This window comes from Pseudomonas baetica (assembly GCF_002813455.1).
Classification (GTDB): Bacteria; Pseudomonadota; Gammaproteobacteria; order Pseudomonadales; family Pseudomonadaceae; genus Aquipseudomonas; species Aquipseudomonas baetica.
This window is the reverse complement of sequence record NZ_PHHE01000001.1, coordinates 4,874,212-4,895,272: the sequence shown is the minus strand read 5'-3', so window position 1 is coordinate 4,895,272 and position 21,061 is coordinate 4,874,212. Positions and strand designations below refer to the sequence as shown.

Here is a 21,061-nt window from a genome sequence, read left to right as displayed (position 1 = left end):
CGGCTTTATTGCGCCCCCAGCCTCTACACCCCCGCAGGAGCTTTGCCATGGCCTCGCCAGCCCTTACACATTTTCTTCCCCGGTTCGGCGTTGCCGCAGCAGTGACCGGTGTTTTGAGCCTCTCCGGTTGCCAGACCTGGAACGCTCAGGACACCCTCCCGCCCACCTCCGGCGTGCAACCGCTCAAGGGGCTGGCGCAGAACGTTTCGGTGCGCCGCAATGCCATGGGCATGCCGTTGATCGAAAGCAACAGCTTCCATGACGCGCTGTTCTCGCTCGGTTATGTCCACGCCAGCGACCGCATCAACCAAATGGTCACCCTGCGCCTGCTGGCTCAGGGCCGTCTGGCAGAAATGTCCGGCGCCTCGATGCTCGATGCCGACCGCTACATGCGCGCAGTCAATCTGAAGAAAAGCGCCGCCGAGCTGTACAAGGCCTCGTCGCCGCGCCTCAAGCGTTTCTTCGAAGTGTATGCGCGGGGCGTCAACGCTTACCTGTTCCGCTACGCCGACAAACTTCCGGGCGACCTCGCCACCAGCGGTTACAAGCCGGAATACTGGAAACCGGAAGATTCCGCGCTGATTTTCGCCCTGCTGAACTTCAGCCAGTCGGCCAACTTGCCGGAAGAAATCTCGTCACTGGTGCTCGCGCAAACCGTGACCAGCGACAAACTCGCCTGGCTGACCCCGTCCGCCCCGGATGAAAACCTGCCGCTGGCCGAAGCCGACAAGCTGCAAGGCCTCAAGCTCAATGGGCAAATCCCAGGGCTGAGCGAACTGAGCAATGCCAGCCAGCAACTGTCGGCATTGAACCTGCTCGGCACCACCTCTTCGAATAACTGGGCAATCGCCCCGCAACGCAGCCGCAGCGGCAAAAGCCTGCTGGCCAGCGACAGCCATGGCCCGCTGGCCGCGCCGTCGCTGTGGAGCTTCGTGCAGATCCGTGCGCCGAAATATCAGGCCGCCGGCGTGACCGTCGCTGGTTTGCCGATGGTGCTGGGTGGTTTCAACGGCAAAGTGGCGTGGAGCATGACCAGCGTGCTCGGCGACAACCAGGACCTGTTCCTGGAAAAAATCCGTCGTCAGGGCAGCACGCTTTCCTACGAAGTAAATGGCAAATGGCAGCCTGTAGGCGTGCGCAACGAAACCTATTTCGTCAAAGGCCAGCGGCCGATTCGCGAAGCGGTGTACGAAACCCGCCATGGCGCGCTGCTCAACAGTGCCCAGGCTGCCGCACAAGGCAACGGTTTCGGCCTGGCCCTGCAGACGCCAAGCTTCACCGACGACAAATCGCTGGATGCGTTTTTTGATCTGAGCCGCGCACAAACCGTTGAACGCGCCTCGGACGCGAGCCGGGAAATCCGCGCTATCGCGCTGAATCTGGTATTCGCCGATGCGAGCAATATCGGCTGGCAAGTCACCGGCCGCTTCCCGAATCGCCGTGAAGGCGAAGGCCTGCTGCCGTCGCCGGGCTGGGAAGGTCGTTACGACTGGGACGGTTACGCCGACCCGATGCTGCATCCGTACGATCAAGACCCGGCGCAAGGCTGGCTCGGCACCGCCAACCAGCGCGTCATCCCCCACGGCTACGGCATGCAACTGTCGAACTCCTGGGCCGCACCGGAACGTGGCGAACGTCTGGCCGAGCTGGCCGGCAGCGGCAAGCACGACAGCCGCAGCGTGATCGCCATGCAGTACGACCAGACCACGACCTTCGCCGCCAAACTGAAGAAAGTCTTCGAAGCACCGGGCATGAAGCAACCGCTGAAACAGGCGATCGACGCCCTGCCAGAAGCCGATCGCAGCAAGGCACGCGAGGCATTTACAAGGCTGATGGCGTTCGACGGCAAGCTCAGCCCGACCTCGGCGGATGCAGCGATCTACGAACTGTTCCTGCAAGAAAGCATGAAGCAGATCTTCCTCGACGAACTCGGCCCCGAGTCCAGCCGGGCGTGGAAGGCGTTTATTGCCAACGGTGATTTGTCCTACGCAGCGCAGGCTGATCATCTGCTGGGGCGCGAGGACAGCCCGTTCTGGGACGACATCCGCACGCCGCAGAAAGAGGACAAGGCAGTGATGCTTGCCCGCAGCTTCGCGGCCGCAATCACGGCCAGTGACACTCAGTTGGGCGGCGATCACAAAGCCTGGCAGTGGGGCAAATTGCATAGCTATACGTGGAAGAATGCCAATGGCCAGACCGTTCGCGGGCCGCTGGCGGCCGGTGGTGATCACACCACGTTGAACACCTCGGCGTTCGCCTGGGGCCTGGACTTCACCACCACGCGCGCGCCGTCGATGCGTTTTATCGTCGACTTCGGCCAGGCCGAACCGCTGATGGGGCAGAACGGTACGGGGCAATCGGGGAATCCGGTCAGCCCGAACTACCTCAATGGCATCGACGCGTGGTTGAAGGGGCAGTACATCGGCTTGCCGATGCAGCCGCAGAACTTCGATCGGGTTTACGGCAAAACGCGTTTGACTCTCACCCCCGGCAAATAAACGCAATTCCCCTGTGGGAGCGGGCTTGCTCGCGAAGGCGTCGTGACAGTCAATACTTTTGGCGTCTGACACACCGCATTCGCGAGCAAGCCCGCTCCCACATTGGCTTTGTGTCGTCCTGAACATAATTGATAGAACTTCCAGACCAGCGCCAACCTCATAGCTAACAAGCCCCCCATTTCTGGTAACGACATGGACCTTGTCATCGCCCGCCCGGAAGGTTTGTACTGCCCCGCCGGGGATTTCTATATCGACCCCTGGCGCCCCGTCGAGCGATCGGTGATCACCCATGCTCACGGCGATCACGCCCGCACCGGCAACCAGCATTACCTGGCCAGCAGCGCCAGCGAAGGGATTCTGCGCGCACGCCTGGGCCAGGACATCAATCTGCAAACCCTCGCCTACGGCCAACGACTGACGCACCATGGCGTCACTTTGAGTTTCCACCCTGCCGGCCACGTCCTCGGCTCGGCTCAGGTACGTCTGGAATACGGCGGCGAAGTCTGGGTCGCGTCCGGCGATTACAAAATCGAGCCCGACGGCACCTGCGACCCCTTCGAGCCGGTGCGCTGCCACACCTTCATCACTGAATCGACCTTCGGCCTGCCGATCTACCGGTGGCAACCGCAGGCGCAAGTGTTCAGTGAGATCAACGAGTGGTGGAAAGCCAACATCGCCGCCGGCAAGGCCAGCGTGTTGTTCTGTTATTCGTTTGGCAAAGCCCAGCGAATTCTCCACGGCATCGACGAAACCCTTGGCCCGATCCTTAGCCACGGCGCGGTCGAGCCGTTGAACCGGGTTTATCGCGACGCCGGCGTGTATCTTCCGCCGACGATCTATGCCGGTGATCTGAAAAAGAACGACCCGATTATTCAACAAGCCCTGATTATCGCCCCGCCGTCGGCTGGGGGCAGTAGCTGGATGCGTCGTTTCGGCGAGTTCAGCGACGGCTTCGCCAGCGGCTGGATGCGCTTGCGCGGTACGCGGCGGCGGCGCGGCGTCGACCGTGGCTTCGTGCTGTCCGATCACGCCGACTGGCCCGGCCTGCTCTGGGCGATCAACCAGACCGGCGCCGAACGGGTGATGGTCACCCACGGCTCGATTGGCGTGCTCGTACGGCACCTGCGCGAACAGGGGCTGGATGCTCAGGGCTTCAACACCGAATACGGCGATGACGAAGAAGAAAACATCGCCGCCGCACCGGCCATCGCCGAGATGCCCGCATGAAAGCCTTCGCCGAGTTGTACGCCGAACTCGACGCCACGACGTCCAGCAACGCCAAACTGGCCGCGATGCAGCATTACTTCGCACAGGCCGCCCCCCAGGACGCTGCTTGGGCGGTGTACTTTCTGTCCGGCGGTCGGCCACGGCAACTGGTGCCGGTGCGGATTTTGCGCGAGCTGGCCGTCGAGGTCTCCGGCCTGACGCCGTGGCTCTTCGAGGAGAGTTATCAGGCGGTCGGCGATCTGGCGGAAACGATCTCGTTGGTGCTGCCGGATAACCCGCACAGCTCAAGCGCCGGGCTCGCCGAATGGATCGAAGGCAAGTTACTGCCGTTGCGCGGTGAAACCCCGGAGTACCTGTCGCGTCAATTGCCCGCGCTGTGGACGCAACTGGATCGGCCAAGCCTGATGCTGTGTATCAAGCTGATCACCGGCAGTTTCCGCGTCGGCGTATCCAAGCTGCTGGTGACCCGCGCATTGGCGTCGATGGCCGACCTCGACAGCAAGCGCGTGGCGCAACGACTGGTGGGCTACACCGACCTGTCCCATCGGCCGAACGCCGCCAGTTATCTGAAGCTGATCGCCCCGGAGTCCGCTGATGAGCATTCCCAGCGTGGTGGCCAGCCGTACCCGTTTTTCCTCGCTCACGCCTTGTCGCAACCGGTCGAGGAGTTTGAAGCGTTGATCGGCCCGGCGAGCAATTGGCAGGTGGAGTGGAAGTGGGATGGTATCCGCGCGCAAGTGGTCAATCGTGACGGCCGGTTGTGGGTATGGTCGCGCGGTGAAGAACTGGTCACCGAGCGCTTCCCTGAACTCGGTGTGCTGGTACACGGCTTACCCGATGGCACGGTGATCGACGGTGAAATCGTGGTGTGGAAAAGCACCCAGCCGCGCACCGAAGACGCCTTTGATCCGCAATCCACCGAACCGCCTGCGGTGCAACCGTTCGCCTTGCTGCAACAACGCATCGGCCGCAAAACCCTCGACAAGAAAATTCTCGAGGACGTGCCAGTGGTGGTGCTCGCCTACGACCTGCTGGAATGGCAGGGCGAAGACTGGCGCAATCAACCGCAAGCCAGGCGCCGCGCGCAACTGGAAGACGTCATCGCCCACTGCAACAGTCCGGTGCTGCTGCCCTCCCCGGTGCTGACCGGTACGGATTGGATCGACCTCGCCCGCCAACGCGAAGCCTCCCGGCGCCTGGGCGTCGAGGGCATGATGCTCAAGGCCCGCGACTCACTCTACGGGGTCGGTCGTACCAAGGACATGGGCGTGTGGTGGAAATGGAAGGTCGACCCGTTCAGCGTTGATGCGGTGCTGATTTACGCACAACGGGGACATGGCCGTCGCGCCAGTCTGTACAGCGATTACACCTTTGCGGTGTGGGACGGTCCGCCCGAATCCAGCCAACGCGCACTGGTGCCGTTTGCCAAAGCGTATTCCGGGCTGACGGATGCAGAGATGCGTCAGGTCGACAGCATCGTGCGCAAGACCACCGTGGAAAAATTCGGCCCGGTCAGCAGTGTGACACCGAGCCTGGTATTTGAATTGGGCTTCGAAGGCATCGCCCTCTCGCGCCGGCACAAGAGCGGAATCGCCGTGCGCTTTCCGCGGATGCTGCGCTGGCGGCAGGATAAAACCGTGGAAGAGGCAGATAGCCTTGCCACATTGCAGGATCTTCTGGCCTGACCCCAATCTCCGGGACATTGATCGTTCCCACGCTCTGCGTGGGAATGCAGCCCGGGACGCTCCGCGTCCCTTCCAGAGCCGAACGCAGAGCGTCCGTTGAGGCATTACCACGCAGAGCGTGGGAACGATCAGCTCTATATCAGTGCAAGCCTTTTTCAGTGCCCGTTTACGGGCACTCATTCGCTCATCCAGTCGCTGCACCAACCTTTTAAAACACTTGTTCGGGACTCTGGTTCGGAAATTGCTACTTTCTATAGGTCGTACGCGTTCCAGTAACAATAATTCTGCGCCACAAGCGCTCATATTGGTTCTTAGGGATTGAATAATGAAAAAAGCATTGCTGACCCTTTCTGCACTGGCGTTGTGCATGGCCGCCGGCTCCGCGCTGGCCAAGGAATACAAAGAGCTGCGCTTTGGCGTTGACCCTTCGTATGCACCGTTTGAGTCGAAAGCGGCCGACGGCAACCTGGTGGGCTTCGACATCGACTTGGGCAACGCAATCTGCGCCGAACTGAAGGTCAAGTGCAAGTGGGTCGAAAGTGACTTCGACGGCATGATTCCGGGCCTCAAAGCCAATAAGTTCGACGGTGTGATCTCGTCGATGACCGTGACCCCGGCCCGCGAAAAAGTCATCGACTTCTCCAGCGAGCTGTTCTCCGGCCCGACCGCTTACGTGTTCAAGAAAGGCTCGGGGATCACCGCAGACGTTGCGTCTTTGAAAGGAAAAACCGTCGGTTACGAGCAAGGCACCATTCAGGAAGCCTATGCCAAAGCCGTACTGGACAAGGCCGGCGTGAAAGCCCAGGCCTATCAGAACCAGGACCAGGTGTATTCCGACCTGACCTCCGGCCGTCTCGACGCCGGCATCCAGGACATGCTGCAAGCCGAACTGGGCTTTTTGAAGTCGCCAAAGGGCGCCGACTATGAAGTCAGCCAGCCAGTCGACAGCGAATTGCTGCCGGCCAAAACCGCTGTCGGTATTAAGAAAGGTAACACTGAGTTGAAGGCGCTTTTGGATAAAGGTATCAAAGCGTTACACGATGATGGCACCTACGCCACCATCCAGAAGAAACACTTTGGCGATCTGAATCTGTACAGCGGCAAATAATGCCCCGGCGCCCATCCTCGATGGGCGCCTTTTCCATCCGCTCAGGTTGCTGATTTATGTTCGAAAACCTCCTGCAAAATCTGGGGCTATCCGCCTTCAGCCTCAAGGGTTTTGGCCCGTTGCTGCTGGAAGGCACCTGGATGACCATCAAATTATCGGCGTTGTCGCTGCTGGTGGCCGTGTTGCTCGGCCTGCTCGGCGCCAGTGCCAAGCTGTCAAAAGTCAAACTGGTGCGCCTGCCTGCCCAGGTCTACACCACGCTGATTCGCGGGGTGCCGGATCTGGTGCTGATGCTGCTGATTTTCTACAGCCTGCAAACCTGGCTGACCTCGCTCACCGATTACATGGAATGGGAATACATCGAGATCGACCCGTTCAGTGCCGGGGTGCTGACCCTGGGCTTCATTTATGGCGCGTATTTCACTGAAACGTTCCGTGGCGCGATCCTCTCGGTGCCGCGCGGTCAGGTCGAAGCCGCGACCGCGTACGGCCTCAAACGCGGCCAGCGCTTTCGCTTCGTGGTGTTCCCGCAAATGATGCGCTTCGCCCTGCCGGGCATCGGCAACAACTGGATGGTGATGCTCAAGGCCACCGCGCTGGTGTCGATCATCGGCCTCGCCGATCTGGTCAAAGCCGCGCAGGACGCCGGTAAAAGCACTTATCAACTGTTCTACTTCCTGGTTCTCGCTGCCTTGATCTATCTGCTGATCACCAGTGCTTCCAACTTCATTTTGCGTTGGCTTGAACGTCGCTACGCCGCCGGTGCCCGGGAGGCCGTACGATGATCGAACTCTTGCAGGAATACTGGAAGGCCTTCCTTTATACCGACGGCAACAACATAACCGGGCTGGCGATGACGATGTGGCTGCTAAGCGCGTCGATCTTCATCGGTTTCCTGGTCTCGATTCCGCTGTCGATCGCCCGTGTGTCGTCGCACTTTTACGTGCGCTGGCCGGTGCAGTTCTACACCTACCTGTTCCGCGGTACCCCGCTGTATATCCAATTGCTGATTTGCTACACCGGCATCTACAGTCTCGCCGCCGTACGCGCGCAGCCGATTCTCGACAGTTTCTTTCGCGATGCGATGAACTGCACGATCCTCGCCTTCGCCCTCAACACCTGCGCCTACACCACGGAAATTTTCGCCGGGGCTATCCGTAGCATGAACCACGGCGAAGTCGAAGCAGCCAAGACTTACGGCCTGACGGGCTGGAAGCTGTATGCCTACGTGATCATGCCTTCGGCGCTGCGCCGTTCGTTGCCTTACTACAGCAACGAAGTGATCCTGATGCTGCACTCGACCACCGTGGCCTTCACCGCGACCATCCCCGACATCCTGAAAGTCGCCCGGGACGCCAACTCGGCGACCTTCCTGACCTTTCAGTCGTTCGGTATCGCCGCGCTGATCTACCTGACCATTACCTTCGCGCTGGTCGGCCTGTTCCGCCTCGCCGAACGCCGATGGCTGGCCTTCCTCGGGCCGACTCACTAGGAACCTTGTAATGCGACACCAGATCCATGACCTGCTGGCCCCGCTGCCGGGGACCGCACGACAGATCCACAGTTTTCACTTCGGCCCGGAGCAGGCTAAAGGCAAGATCTACATCCAGTCGTCGCTGCACGCCGACGAATTGCCGGGCATGCTCGTCGCCTGGCACCTCAAGCAGCGTCTGGCGGAGCTGGAAGCCGCCGGGCGCCTGCGCAGCGAGATCGTCCTGGTACCGGTGGCCAACCCGGTCGGCCTGGAACAAGTGTTGATGGACGTGCCGCTGGGCCGCTACGAACTGGAAAGCGGGCAGAACTTCAATCGCTGGTTCGTCGACCTCAGCGAAGAGATCGGCAACGATATCGAGGGCAAGCTGGGCGATGACCCGCAGCGCAACCTCGAACTGATCCGCACCCGCCTGCGCCATGCCCTCGCACGCCAGACCGCCAGCACCCAACTGCAATCCCAGCGCCTGACCCTGCAACGGCTGGCCTGCGATGCGGACATGGTGCTGGACCTGCATTGCGATTTCGAATCGGTGGTTCACCTCTACACCACGCCCGAAGCGTGGCCGCAGGTCGAGCCGCTGGCGCGCTACATCGGCTCGCAGGCCAGCCTGTTGGCCACCGATTCCGGCGGGCAGTCGTTCGATGAATGTTTCACGTTGCTCTGGTGGCAACTGAAGGAGCGCTTTGGCGAACAATTCGAGATTCCGCTGGGCAGTTTCTCGGTGACCGTCGAGTTGCGCGGCCAGGGCGATGTCACCCACCCGATGGCCAGTCGTGACTGTCAGGCGCTGCTCGACTACCTGATCCAGTTCGACGCGATCGTCGGCGAAACCAAACCGCAGCCACCGCTACCCTTCCCCGCCACGCCCCTAGCCGGGGTGGAACCGGTGACCACGCCGGTTGGCGGCCTGTTGGTGTACACCGCCACGGCGGGACAACACCTGGAAGCCGGCCAGCAGATCGCCGAAATCATTGACCCGATCAACGACCGGGTCACGCCCATTCATTGCACCACTGCCGGCCTGATGTATGCCCGTTCGCTACGGCGCATGGCCACGGCCGGCATGGTGATTGCCCATGTTGCAGGCACCGAAGCCTATCGCACCGGCTATCTACTTTCGCCTTGAGGATGTCTGTCCCATGTACAAACTGACCGTTGAAGGCCTGCACAAAAGCTATGGCGACCATCAGGTGCTCAAAGGCGTTTCGCTCAAGGCCAAGACCGGCGACGTGATCAGCCTGATCGGCGCCAGCGGCTCGGGTAAAAGCACCTTTTTGCGCTGTATCAACTTTCTCGAACAACCCAACGACGGCGCCATGAGCCTCGATGGCCAGGCCATCCGCATGATCACCGACCGCCACGGCATGCACGTCGCCGACCCCGATGAACTGCAACGCCTGCGCACCCGCCTGGCCATGGTGTTCCAACACTTCAACCTGTGGAGCCACATGACCGTGCTGGAAAACATCACCATGGCCCCGCGCCGGGTGTTGGGTTGCAGCAAACAGGAAGCCGAGGATCGCGCGCGGCGCTATCTGGACAAGGTCGGTTTGCCGGCGCGTGTAGCGGATCAGTACCCGGCGTTTCTCTCCGGCGGCCAGCAGCAACGCGTGGCAATTGCCCGAGCGTTGGCGATGGAGCCGGAAGTCATGCTGTTCGACGAGCCGACGTCGGCGCTGGATCCGGAACTGGTGGGTGAAGTGTTGCGGGTGATTCAGGGCCTGGCCGAGGAAGGCCGGACCATGATCATGGTGACTCACGAAATGAGCTTCGCGCGCAAGGTCTCCAGCCAGGTGCTGTTTCTGCACCAGGGATTGGTGGAAGAAGAAGGCGCGCCAGAGGATGTGCTAGGCAATCCAAAGAGTGAGCGCCTGAAGCAATTTCTTAGCGGCAACCTGAAGTAACCTGCACAGATAAAATCTGTGGGAGATTCTATGGTTGAGGGGAAGCCCTCAACTGACTTTTGTCTGATATTCGCTTTGCCCTTTCAGCAAGGCGAATACCACCCGAGCAAGTTTGCGAGCCAGCATCACCAACGCCTGCGTGGTGCTGAAACCCCGTGCTCTCTGGGCTTCGTAAAACCCTTTCCAGGCTATCGTACGGCTAGCCGACATCGCTGCGTTGTGCAAAAGTCGGCGGGCCTCGGGGTCTCCGCGCTTGGTCAAGCTGCGGCGACCGTCCTTTTGCCCTGATTTCGATACCCGTAAATCCATGCCCAGGAAGGCGATAAACGCATCCGCGTTGCTAAATTCTCCCCGCTGAAACGCCGTGAGCAGGCGCGCTCCGGTCAGAAATCCAATGCCCTCAACTTTCAGGCAACGCTTCAATTGGCCGAGCAAACCGGCTTGTTTGAGCTGATCGTTGATCGTCTTTTCGATCATCGTTTCAAGCCGCTGCATGGATTTTATTTGTTCAGCAAAAGCTGCCTTCAACAGCGGCTCATTCGACCAGCTCTGCACCAGGCCGACCCTTGCCTGGACCAAAGCCGCGCGGCGGCGGAAAAGGCTCAGGAGCTGGCGGTACAGCGGTGATGGCGGGGTCCAGGGGTGCAACTCCTCGGCTTCGTTCTTCAGGTAACGGGCCAGCAGCTTGGCGTCCAAGGCGTCGGTTTTGGCGCGGATCTTCACGCCTTCGCGGTAGTGTTTGAGTTCATAGCCGCCCACCATGTAAATCGTGCAACCGGCCGCATAGGCCAAATCAGCGAATTCCAGGTGGTAGATGTTGGTTGCCTCAATGGCAATAGACACGGGGACGAGCAAGGCCTTCAGCCACTGCTTGATGGATGTTTTGGTATTGGGAATCGCTTCAAGCAGATCGCTATCGGCCTGATAAATCACCAGTTCATTTTTGGCGACATCCACGCCAACGATCGGATTTGATAGAGCGACTGGCATTGCCACAGGATTTCCTCCGGGATAAGGTTTGAGCACTTGAAGGGTTCACCCAGAGGCGCAGGCTTGTTCCTATCGTCGGTCTAGCCAGATGCATTCTTTATCGGCGCTTGGGTGAAAGGAGGAGGGGCGAAATCTCCCACGGTCTGTGCTGCGTCAACAGTCAGAATCGAGCCTTGTCCCTCCTCCTCCCTTCAAGTCCTACCATACAAGCGAGCCTGCTCGCGAAAGCGGTCTGTCAGTCAACGATGATGTTGAATGTGACAACGTCTTCGCGAGCAGGCTCGCTCCCACAAGGATATTCATCTACTGACGAAATTAAACTTGTCAGTGGGCACTGCGGTCACTGGAATAACCCCTCCAGAGCGCGCGCAGCCCGCATGGCGAAATCCCCTGACCTCGCAAAAACCTGGTTCAGCGCCCGCGCCTGGAAGCCGTTCGCCTTCCAGAAACAGGTCTGGGCCGCCGTCAAGAACGGCGAATCAGGACTGCTGCACGCCAGCACCGGCGCCGGTAAAACCTATGCGGTGTGGTTTGCCGCACTCAATCGCTTCGCCCGATCCGTTCCCGTCGCTGAAACATCGCGCAAACGCAAACCGGTTACCGACCCGCTGACGGTGTTATGGATCACCCCCATGCGCGCCCTCGCCGCCGACACCGCGCGCGCCCTGCAAACGCCCGTCGATGACTTGCAGCTCCCGTGGAGCATCGGCCTGCGCACCGGTGACACCAGCAGCAGCGAACGTGCGCGCCAGAGCCGGCGCCTGCCGACCACACTGATCACCACGCCGGAAAGTCTGACGCTGCTGCTCGCCCGCGCCGATGCTCACACTGCGTTGTCGACCTTGCGCATGATCGTGGTGGACGAATGGCACGAGTTGCTCGGCAACAAACGCGGCGTACAGTTGCAATTGGCGCTCGCCCGCCTGCGCCACTAGCAACCTGAACTGATCGTCTGGGGCGTTTCCGCGACACTCGGTAATCAATCCCACGCCCAACAGGTGCTGATCCCACAGGGCGGCGGCGTAAGTATTCAGGGCCAGAGCGAAAAATCCCTGAAGGTCGACACCCTGCTCCCACCCACCATCGAACGCTTTCCATGGGCCGGGCATATCGGTCTGAAGATGCTGCCGCAAGTGGTCGCCGAACTCGATGCCTGCGCCAGCAGCCTGGTGTTCACCAACACTCGGGCACAGTCGGAAATCTGGTATCAGGCGCTGCTTGAGGCACGGCCGGACTGGGCCGGATTGATCGCCTTGCATCACAGCTCGCTGTCCCGTGATACCCGAGACTGGGTGGAGCAGGCGTTGAAGGATGGGCACTTGAAAGCCGTGGTATGCACGTCGAGCCTCGATCTGGGGGTGGACTTCCTGCCGGTGGAACGCGTGCTGCAAATAGGATCGGCCAAAGGTGTCGCGCGCTTGATGCAGCGCGCCGGGCGTTCTGGCCATGCACCGGGGCGTACCTCGCGGGTCACGCTGGTGCCGACGCACAGCCTTGAGCTGATCGAAGCCGCCGCTGCCCGCGATGCCGTCGAGCAACGGCGCATCGAACCGCGCCGGTCGCCGCACAAACCGCTGGATGTGCTGGTGCAACATTTGGTCAGCATGGCGCTGGGCGGCGGATTTTTACCCGATGAGCTGTACGAAGAAGTCCGCGGTGCCTGGGCCTATCGTGACCTGACAGCCGCGGATTGGGCTTGGGCACTGGCTTTCGTACGCCATGGCGGGATGTCTCTGACGGCCTATCCGGATTATCGCCGGGTCGAACCGGACGAGCATGGTGTGTGGCGCGTGCCCGATGCACGGCTGGCCCGGCGCCATCGCATGAGCATCGGCACCATCGTCAGCGACGCGAGCATCCAGTTGAAGTTCTGGAGCAAGGGCGGCGGTGGCAAGCAGTTGGGCAGCGTCGAGGAAGGCTTTATCGCGCGCCTCAAACCGGGCGATGGTTTTCTCTTCGCTGGGCGTTTGCTGGAGCTGGTACGGGTGGAAAACATGACCGCGTACGTCAAACGCAGCACCGCGAAAAAAGCCGCCGTACCGCGCTGGAATGGCGGACGCATGCCGCTCTCCAACGAGTTGGCCGAAGCGGTGGTGACACGGTTTACCGACGCCGCGCGGGGTGAGTTCGTCGGCCCGGAAATGCAGGCGTTGCGACCATTGCTGGAAACCCAGGCGCGCGGGTCTGGCCTGCCCACCACCGACAACCTGCTGGCCGAGGTGCTGAAATCCCGCGAGGGCTGGCACCTTTTCCTCTACCCGTTTGCCGGGCGTCAGGTGCATCTGGGGCTGGCGAGTCTGCTGGCATGGCGGATCAGCCAGCGTCAGCCAGTGACGTTCTCGATTGCGGTCAACGATTACGGTCTGGAGTTACTCAGCGCCACGCCGGTGGACTGGTCGCAACAGCTCGATGCCGAACTGCTCAGCCCCGATCACCTTTTGCGCGATGTCCTGGCCAGCCTTAATGCTGGAGAACTGGCGCTGCGGCGTTTTCGGGAAATCGCGCGGATTGCCGGGCTGGTATTCGCCGGCTACCCCGGCGCACCGAAAAGCACCCGACAGGTGCAGGCCTCCAGCGGCTTATTCTTCGAAGTGTTCAAACAATATGACTCAGGCAACCTGCTGCTAGCGCAGGCCGGGGAAGAAGTCCTACGGGAAGAACTGGATATTCGCCGACTGGAACAGACACTGGAGCACATAAATCGGATGAGACTGGATGTGCATCAAATCAAACGTCCTACACCGCTAGGCTTCCCGCTATTGGTGGAGCGCATGCGCGAAAGCATGAGCTCGGAAAAACTCGCCGACCGGATCAGACGGATGGTCGGTGATCTGGAGAAATCCGCCGACAAGGCTAACCGCACATGAACGCGCCCTACCCGGTACGCCTGGCTGGCGAGGAACTCTGGTTGTTGCCGGAAAAAGCCCTGTATTGGCCTGAACAGCAAGCGTTGCTGATCGCCGACGTGCATTTCGGCAAGGCGGCAGCCTATCGCAGCCTCGGCCAACCCGTCCCGCAAGGCACCACGGCGAGCAATATTGCGTTGATCGATCGGCTGTTGGCGAAACTGCCCTGCCGACAACTGATATTTCTGGGCGACTTCCTGCATGGGCCCGGCTCGCATGCGGCGGGCACTTTAAGCGCGCTGTCTGAATGGCGATCGCGCCACGCCGATCTGCCGATGACGCTGATTCGTGGCAATCACGACAAACGCGCGGGCGACCCGCCGGCCTCGTTAAATATTCGCGTGGTACCGGAGCCGCTGCTGCTAGGACCGTTCGCCTTGCAGCACGAGCCTGACCCCCATGCTGAAAGGCATGTGCTGGCCGGTCATGTGCACCCGGTCTATCGACTGCATGGCAAGGGGCGGCAGAGTTTGCGTCTGGCGTGCTTCAGGCTCGGCGAGCGCATCAGCCTGATGCCAGCGTTTGGCGCGTTTACCGGCCGTTATCCGGTCGATCACGAAGAGAGCTGCAGGATTTTTGTCATTGGCGATAACGAAATATGGCCAGTCAGTTGAAGTCTTGGCGGACTTCAACTGACTGGCCATTCATTGCCCATCGGGATCAGGCCACAGGCACCGGTGGCGGCTCGTCGGGAAGGGTCGGTTCACCCGGCTCGACCGGTTGTTCGTTGGGGGTATCGGGGTCAGGTTGACCGGGTATTCCGCCAGCCATGCTGATGGACGGGTGTGCCAGCAAGGACCAGGCTAAAACGCCAATCTGATTGGGCTCAAGCCTCGCCAGTTCGGCGGTGATATGCGGATCGATCTTCATAGGGCACTCCTCGGCCAAGGCCCGTTTCGGCACAAGCAAAAACGGGCAGTACACCCCATAGAGTGTCTGCCCGCCAAAGAATTCCCGACAATTGCCGGATGGACGACTCAGGTACGCGGCAGAGTGACGCCACGCTGGCCCTGGTACTTGCCACCACGATCCTTGTAGGAGACTTCACATTCCTCGTCGGATTCGAGGAAAAGCATCTGCGCCACGCCTTCGTTGGCGTAGATTTTCGCCGGCAGGTTGGTGGTGTTGGAGAATTCCAGAGTCACGTGGCCTTCCCACTCAGGCTCCAGCGGGGTGACGTTAACGATGATGCCGCAACGCGCGTAGGTGCTTTTACCCAGGCAGATGGTCAGTACATTGCGCGGAATACGGAAATATTCGACGGTGCTGGCCAGTGCGAAGGAATTCGGCGGGATGATGCAGACGTCGCTGTGGATGTCGACGAAACTGCCGGCGTCGAAGTTTTTCGGGTCGACGATGGCTGAGTTGATGTTGGTGAACACCTTGAAGTGGTTGGTGCAACGCACATCGTAGCCGTAGCTCGACACACCGTAGGAGATCACCCGGCTGTCGTCGCTGCCGCGCACCTGACGCTCGACGAAAGGTTCGATCATGCCGTGTTCCTGCGCCATGCGGCGAATCCACTTGTCCGATTTGATGCTCATGGCGGGTGTCCTGAAATAGCGAGGTGGAAAAATTCTGTCCGGCATCTTACCGGGCGCGCCGCCGGGTTCAAAGTGCGCGGTGCAATTCTCGCCGAACACCCATGAAATACGGGCTTTGGCGACGAACCGTCACACCGCCGATCCCGAAAACAGAGAAACCTTCGCAAGAAGCATTGGCACTTCTCGGAAAAAGGGTTAAGGTGGCGTCACTGTGTTGCTTGTGTCACTGAGAATCTCTACACGATATGTTGAATTTCGATCCAACCATCTACAAGAATTTTTCCTGCTCTTTGCACTCAGTCTCGGCCAGGGTTCTTCCTGAGTCGCAGTTATCTTTGTTCAAGGAGTTACACCATGTCTAATCGCCAAACCGGTACCGTTAAGTGGTTCAACGATGAAAAAGGCTTCGGCTTCATCACTCCACAATCCGGTGACGATCTGTTCGTTCACTTCAAAGCTATCCAATCCGACGGCTTCAAAAGCCTGAAAGAAGGCCAACAGGTTTCTTTCATCGCTACCCGCGGTCAGAAAGGCATGCAAGCTGAAGAAGTACAAGTTATCTAACTTGTAGCTTCTTTAGAAAAAAGCCCCGCCCTTAAAAGCGGGGCTTTTTTGTGGGCGTCTGTTTTTCAGGCGCAAAAAAAGATCGCAGCCTGCGGCAGTTCCTACATTGATTTCTGTAGAAGCTGCCGCAGGCTGCGATTTTTTTGTTTTTGCCTTACCAGGCCACGCCAAACCCTGCGGTGTAACGGGTCTTGTTCAAATCCGCATCGTTGGTGCCACTGATGATGTCGCGCTCCGCTTTCAGGTTCAGCGACGCCCAGTCGGTGACCTTGTAGCGCAAGCCCAGCTCGGCATCCAGCGCATAGTCAGCTACGCCGGACAATGGCTTGCCGACTTCGCCATTGGTGAAGAACTCGACCTTCTTGCCGATCAGGTAGCGGTTGTAGTCCCACTTCATCGCAACGGAATAGAAGTTGTCCTTGCTGCCATCGCTGTATTGATAGTCGGTACGGTTCAACAGCGAGCCGAGCGAGAACGCCCCCAATTCGTCATCCCAGAACTGATAACCCGGACCCGTACCGACGACTCGTTGACGGGACAGCTCCTCAACGTGATCACGCTTGTAATTCAGGCGCCCTTGCCAGAACCACTTATCCGTCAGGAAGCGATCGAGTGCGTACTCGGCGCGCCAGTTGTCGGTGGTGGTCACTTCATCCTGCACTTCACGGTTGTATTCGCCCTCGGCGGTGTGCCGCCAGCGACCGTGGCGCGCCGTAGTCTTGAAGCCGATGTCGTAATCGTCGGTGTCTTTTTCCGCGCGCTGGTAATCCAGCGCCAGATCGACATTGCCCTTCCACACCAGATCCTCGACCACCGGTTTGGGCTTGAGGATTTGCTGAATGCTTGCCAGCTCCACGGTTTTCGGCGCTTCACCGTTGGCCAGCGTGACCTTGCCATCGTCGGCAGCCGTCAGCGACTTGGCCTTTTCGCCGCTATAGGCATCCTGCTTGACCAGCAACTCCTGGTCACTTTCCAGGGTCTTGACCTCTTTCCAGTCGATCGAGACCGCACCAGCGTATTGGGTCTGAACCAAGAGTTTGCCGCCATCGAACACGGTAATTTTGCCGCTCAACTTGTCACCGTTCTTCAACCAGACGGTATCGGCAAGCAAGGGCGTGGACGCACTGAAAACAGCAAGGCACAGCAAGGTTCTGGAAAACATAAGCAAATCGGAGGCTCAAGTTTGCGAAAAAGGCCGGCATTATCCGTAGGAATAAGACCATGACAAGGACTGACCGAACTATTTCTATTGAGTTCATTTCTCATCCGCGCGATGAGGGATTACGCTTAAGCCATTAACCCACTCATGCTCAGGAACCGTGTAGGTGACAGACCCGATCCATGAAGGCGAGAGTGAAGCGCAAATCCGACGCACGGCGCTCTACTCGACGCTCGCGCAAGTGCCCGAAGGCAAAGTGGTCAGCTATGGTCAATTGGCTGAACTGGCCGGGTTGGGGCGCGCCGCGCGCTGGGTCGGCCGTACCTTGAGCCAATTGCCCGGCGATACCAGGCTGCCCTGGCACCGAGTGCTGGGCGCCGGCGGCCGGATCAGCTTGCCCGTGGGTAGCCCATCTGGTGATGAACAGCGAGCACGGTTACGCATGGAGGGCATCACCGTCCTGAACAATCGTGTGGATATTCAGCGCCATGGCTGGCGTCCGGTAGAGCACAGCGGTTAGAGTGCGCGCTTTGTTTTCGCAATCTTGAGGCAGACTTCAGCCCATGCCCCGTAAAACCTGGCGCGCCGCGCTCGCCGCCTATGCCAGTCCTTCGACGCTCGTGCTGTTGTTGCTCGGTTTCGCCGCCGGCCTGCCGTACATGCTGGTGTTCTCGACGCTTTCCGTCTGGCTGCGTGAAGCCGGTGTGGCCCGTGAAACCATCGGCTACGCCAGCCTGATCGGCCTGGCCTACGCGTTCAAATGGGTCTGGTCACCACTGCTCGACCAATGGCGCCTGCCGTTGCTGGGCAAGCTTGGCCGTCGCCGCTCGTGGCTGGTGCTTTCGCAATCACTGGTGATCCTCGGCCTGATCGGCATGGGCTTCTGCGATCCGCAGAAGCATCTGTCCTGGTTGATCGCCATTGCCGTTGTCGTCGCCTTCGCCTCCGCCACCCAAGACATCGCGGTTGACGCCTATCGTCTGGAAATCGCCGACGACAGCCGCCAGGCCGCGCTGGCTGCCAGTTACATGTCCGGCTACCGCGTCGCCGCCCTGCTCGCCACCGCTGGCGCCTTGTTCTTCGCTGAAGGCTTCGGCTCTACCGGTTTCAATTATCAACACTCAGCCTGGGCTGGCACCTACGCGCTGTTCGGCGCACTGATGATCCCAGCCTTGCTGACCACCCTGCTGATGCGCGAACCGCCGGTGCCGCTACGTACGCAATTGCAGGCGGGCCGCTACACCTTCATGCATCAATTGATGTCGGTGTTCGTACTGATCGTGTTGCTGGTGTCCGTGCCGGCGATGTTCACTCAGCTCTACAATACCGACTTCGCCAGTGTGCTGTTCGAAGGCGTCAGTCCGCTCGACCTGCTGCTCGAAGACCGTGCCTTCCTGCGCGCCATTCTCTACACCCTGCTCACTTGGGCGTGCCTGTCAGCCATGGGTCGTCGTGGACTGGCGCCAGTACTGACGCCGGTCAACGACTTCATCCTGCGCTACCGCTGGCAAGCGCTGCTGCTGCTCGGGCTGATCGCCACCTATCGGATGTCGGACACGGTCATGGGGGTGATGGCCAACGTGTTTTACATCGACCAGGGCTTTACCAAAGACCAGATCGCCAGCGTCAGCAAGATCTTCGGCCTGATCATGACCCTGGTCGGCGCCGGCATGGGCGGCCTGCTGATCGTGCGCTTCGGGATCCTGCCGATCTTGCTGATCGGCGGCGCAGCCTCGGCAGGCACCAACCTGCTGTTCCTGATGCTCGCCGACATGGGCCCGAACCTGAAGATGCTGGTGGTGACCATCTCCCTCGACAACTTCAGCTCTGGCCTTGCGACCTCGGCATTCGTCGCCTACCTGTCGAGCCTGACCAACCTGAAGTTCTCCGCCACGCAATACGCCCTGCTCAGCTCGATCATGCTGCTGTTGCCGCGCCTGATCGGCGGCTACTCCGGGGTGATGGTGGAGAAGTTCGGCTATCACAACTTCTTCCTGATCACCGCCCTGCTCGGCGTGCCGACGCTGGTGCTGATCGCCCTGCACTGGTTCCAGGAAAGCCGCCGCGAGGGCCCCACGCCCAAGCCCGAGCCGGTACCGACACCGGTTGCCGAAGAGTCGTAAGACATTTCGCCAACGGCGGGAGGAATCCCGCCGTTGAACCTCTCCACCGGCCGCACGCCTGTACGTCAGCAAAACTCGCCGGTACACTGCTCCGTCATTTCCAGTCATAGCAACCGACAACGGCCAACCATGCGCACCAGTCAATTTTTGCTCGCCACACAGAAAGAAACGCCTTCCGACGCGGTCGTGATCAGCCACCAGCTGATGCTGCGCGCCGGCATGATCCGCAAACTCGCCTCGGGCCTGTACACCTGGCTGCCGATGGGCTTGCGAGTGATGCGCAAGGTTGAAGCCATCGTTCGTGAAGAAATGAACGCTGCCGGCTCTCTGGAAGTGTTGATGCCGAGCACCCAACCGGCCGAGCTGTGGCAGGAATCGGGGCGCTGGGAAGAATACGGCCCTGAGCTGCTGCGCATCAAAGACCGCCACGGTCGCGACTTCTGTGCGGGACCGACCCACGAAGAAGTGATCACCGATCTGATGCGCAACGAGTTGAGCAGCTACAAACAGCTGCCAATCAATCTGTACCAGATCCAGACCAAATTCCGTGACGAAATCCGTCCACGCTTCGGTTTGATGCGCGGCCGCGAGTTCATCATGAAAGACGCCTACTCGTTCCACGCCGATCAGGCTTCGCTGCAGGTCACCTACGACCGCATGCACCAGGCGTACTGCAACGTGTTCACCCGTCTGGGCCTGAAATTCCGTCCGGTTGAAGCCGATAACGGCTCGATCGGCGGCGCCGGCTCCCACGAGTTCCACGTACTGGCCGAGTCCGGCGAAGACGATATCGTCTTCAGCAACGGCTCCGACTACGCAGCGAACATCGAAAAAGCCGAAGCCGTGCCACGCGAAACCTCGCGCGCTGCTGCAACCGAAGAGCTGCGCTTGGTCGACACCCCAGACACCAAGACCATCGCGGCACTGGTGGAAAAATTCAATCTGCCGATTGAGAAGACCATCAAGACCCTGATCGTGCGCGCCGAGGAAGAGGGCAAGCTGATCGCGCTGGTGATTCGTGGCGACCACGAACTCAACGAAATCAAGGCTGCCCAGCAACCAGGCGTTGCCAACCCGCTGGTCATGGCCACCGACGCCGAACTGCGTGACGCCATTGGCGCCGGTGCCGGTTCGCTCGGCCCGCTGAATCTGCCGCTGCCAATCATCATCGACCGCTCGGTCGAGCTGATGAGCGACTTCGGTATCGGCGCGAACATCGACGACAAGCATTACTTCGGCGTGAACTGGGAGCGTGACCTGCCAGTTCCGACCGTGGCTGACCTGCGTAACGTGGTCGCCGGTGACCCAAGCCCGGACGGCAAAGGCACCCTGGAAATCAAGCGCGGCATCGAAGTCGGGCACATCTTCCAGCTGGGCAACAAGTACAGCAAAGCGATGAAGTGCGAAGTGCTGGGCGAGAACGGCAAGCCTGTGACCCTGGAAATGGGTTGCTACGGCATTGGCGTATCCCGCGTGGTAGCCGCCGCAATCGAGCAGAACAACGATGCGAACGGCATCATCTGGAGCGACACCCTGGCGCCGTTCCAGATCGCCCTGGTACCGCTGCGTTATGAAACCGAGCAGGTTCGCGAAGCTACCGACAAGCTGTACGCAGAACTGACGGCGGCCGGTTTCGAAGTGCTGCTGGACGATCGCGACAAGAAAACCAGCCCAGGCATCAAATTCGCGGACATGGAGCTGATCGGCATTCCACACCGGATCGTGGTCAGCGACCGCGGCCTCGCCGAAGGCAACCTGGAATACAAGAGCCGTACCGAAGGCGAAGCGCAAGCATTGCCGGTGGCCGACGTATTGTCCTTCCTTCAGGCCCGTATCCGCCGCTGAAACCAGATAGAGA

General features: G+C 60.1%; 17 protein-coding genes and 1 pseudogene. 14 read left to right on the top strand and 4 right to left on the bottom strand.

Annotation, left to right across the window (positions count from 1 at the left end):
- Positions 1-47 precede the first annotated feature (47 nt).
- The 8 genes from ATI02_RS22760 to ATI02_RS22720 all read left to right on the top strand — a co-directional run bounded on the left by ATI02_RS22760 (position 48) and on the right by ATI02_RS22720 (position 9,917).
- Positions 48-2,498: a penicillin acylase family protein gene (locus ATI02_RS22760; protein ID WP_100847442.1), complete on the top strand. Its 2,451-nt coding sequence runs from the start codon at positions 48-50 to the stop codon at positions 2,496-2,498.
- 192 nt (positions 2,499-2,690) lie between these two features.
- Positions 2,691-3,725 carry a ligase-associated DNA damage response exonuclease gene (locus tag ATI02_RS22750; protein ID WP_100847440.1) on the top strand — a complete coding sequence of 345 codons (1,035 nt, stop codon included), beginning with the start codon at positions 2,691-2,693 and terminating at the stop codon, positions 3,723-3,725.
- Positions 3,722-5,410, top strand: a complete 1,689-nt coding sequence (locus ATI02_RS22745) for an ATP-dependent DNA ligase (protein ID WP_100847439.1) — start codon at positions 3,722-3,724, stop codon at positions 5,408-5,410. Before ATI02_RS22750 ends, ATI02_RS22745 begins: the two co-directional genes overlap by 4 nt.
- 325 nt (positions 5,411-5,735) lie before the next feature.
- Positions 5,736-6,518, top strand: coding sequence for a transporter substrate-binding domain-containing protein (locus ATI02_RS22740; protein WP_100847438.1), 783 nt, complete (start codon positions 5,736-5,738; stop codon positions 6,516-6,518).
- Positions 6,519-6,574: 56 nt separating this feature from the next.
- Positions 6,575-7,303 carry an ABC transporter permease gene (locus ATI02_RS22735; RefSeq protein WP_095188927.1) on the top strand — a complete coding sequence of 243 codons (729 nt, stop codon included), beginning with the start codon at positions 6,575-6,577 and terminating at the stop codon, positions 7,301-7,303.
- The gene (locus ATI02_RS22730) at positions 7,300-8,010 is read left to right on the top strand and encodes an ABC transporter permease (protein ID WP_100847437.1); all 711 of its coding nucleotides are present in this window, start codon (positions 7,300-7,302) and stop codon (positions 8,008-8,010) included. The genes ATI02_RS22735 and ATI02_RS22730 overlap by 4 nt, the downstream gene beginning before the upstream one ends.
- 10 nt (positions 8,011-8,020) lie before the next feature.
- Positions 8,021-9,139 (top strand): succinylglutamate desuccinylase/aspartoacylase family protein, encoded by a 1,119-nt coding sequence (locus tag ATI02_RS22725; RefSeq protein WP_100847436.1) that lies wholly within the window; start codon positions 8,021-8,023, stop codon positions 9,137-9,139.
- Positions 9,140-9,152: 13 nt separating this feature from the next.
- Positions 9,153-9,917 carry an ABC transporter ATP-binding protein gene (locus ATI02_RS22720; RefSeq protein ID WP_095188924.1) on the top strand — a complete coding sequence of 255 codons (765 nt, stop codon included), beginning with the start codon at positions 9,153-9,155 and terminating at the stop codon, positions 9,915-9,917.
- Positions 9,918-9,965: 48 nt separating this feature from the next.
- Here the strand turns inward: ATI02_RS22720 and ATI02_RS22715 are convergent, their stop codons facing one another.
- The gene (locus ATI02_RS22715) at positions 9,966-10,907 is read right to left on the bottom strand and encodes an IS110 family transposase (protein ID WP_100846149.1); all 942 of its coding nucleotides are present in this window, start codon (positions 10,905-10,907) and stop codon (positions 9,966-9,968) included.
- Positions 10,908-11,284: 377 nt separating this feature from the next.
- Here ATI02_RS22715 and ATI02_RS22710 point away from each other — a divergent pair.
- Both ATI02_RS22710 and pdeM read left to right on the top strand, forming a co-directional pair.
- A pseudogene (locus tag ATI02_RS22710) lies at positions 11,285-13,774 on the top strand (ligase-associated DNA damage response DEXH box helicase).
- On the top strand, positions 13,771-14,427 hold the full coding sequence (gene pdeM, locus ATI02_RS22705) for a ligase-associated DNA damage response endonuclease PdeM (RefSeq protein WP_100847435.1): 657 nt from the start codon (positions 13,771-13,773) through the stop codon (positions 14,425-14,427). Before ATI02_RS22710 ends, pdeM begins: the two are co-directional and overlap by 4 nt.
- A gap of 46 nt (positions 14,428-14,473) precedes the next feature.
- Here the strand turns inward: pdeM and ATI02_RS22700 are convergent, their stop codons facing one another.
- Entirely contained in the window at positions 14,474-14,683 is a 210-nt protein-coding gene (locus ATI02_RS22700; RefSeq protein ID WP_100847434.1) for a hypothetical protein, read from the bottom strand.
- Between the two features lie 107 nt (positions 14,684-14,790).
- Entirely contained in the window at positions 14,791-15,357 is a 567-nt protein-coding gene (gene dcd / locus ATI02_RS22695; protein ID WP_007904652.1) for a dCTP deaminase, read from the bottom strand.
- Positions 15,358-15,711: 354 nt separating this feature from the next.
- Here dcd and ATI02_RS22690 point away from each other — a divergent pair, with 354 nt between their 5' ends.
- A complete protein-coding gene (locus ATI02_RS22690) occupies positions 15,712-15,921 on the top strand; it encodes a cold-shock protein (RefSeq protein ID WP_002554837.1) in 210 nt (69 codons plus the stop codon).
- Between the two features lie 154 nt (positions 15,922-16,075).
- On the opposite strand, the gene ATI02_RS22685 is transcribed toward ATI02_RS22690, so the two are convergent.
- Positions 16,076-17,083, bottom strand: a complete 1,008-nt coding sequence (locus ATI02_RS22685) for a DUF481 domain-containing protein (protein ID WP_100847433.1) — start codon at positions 17,081-17,083, stop codon at positions 16,076-16,078.
- Positions 17,084-17,246: 163 nt separating this feature from the next.
- Between ATI02_RS22685 and ATI02_RS22680 the strand changes: the two genes are divergently transcribed.
- From ATI02_RS22680 to ATI02_RS22670, 3 genes are all read left to right on the top strand, one after another.
- Entirely contained in the window at positions 17,247-17,600 is a 354-nt protein-coding gene (locus tag ATI02_RS22680; protein WP_100847432.1) for an MGMT family protein, read from the top strand.
- A gap of 43 nt (positions 17,601-17,643) precedes the next feature.
- A complete protein-coding gene (locus ATI02_RS22675) occupies positions 17,644-19,203 on the top strand; it encodes an AmpG family muropeptide MFS transporter (RefSeq protein WP_100847431.1) in 1,560 nt (519 codons plus the stop codon).
- A gap of 129 nt (positions 19,204-19,332) precedes the next feature.
- On the top strand, positions 19,333-21,048 hold the full coding sequence (locus ATI02_RS22670; protein WP_100847430.1) for a proline--tRNA ligase: 1,716 nt from the start codon (positions 19,333-19,335) through the stop codon (positions 21,046-21,048).
- Positions 21,049-21,061 lie beyond the last annotated feature (13 nt).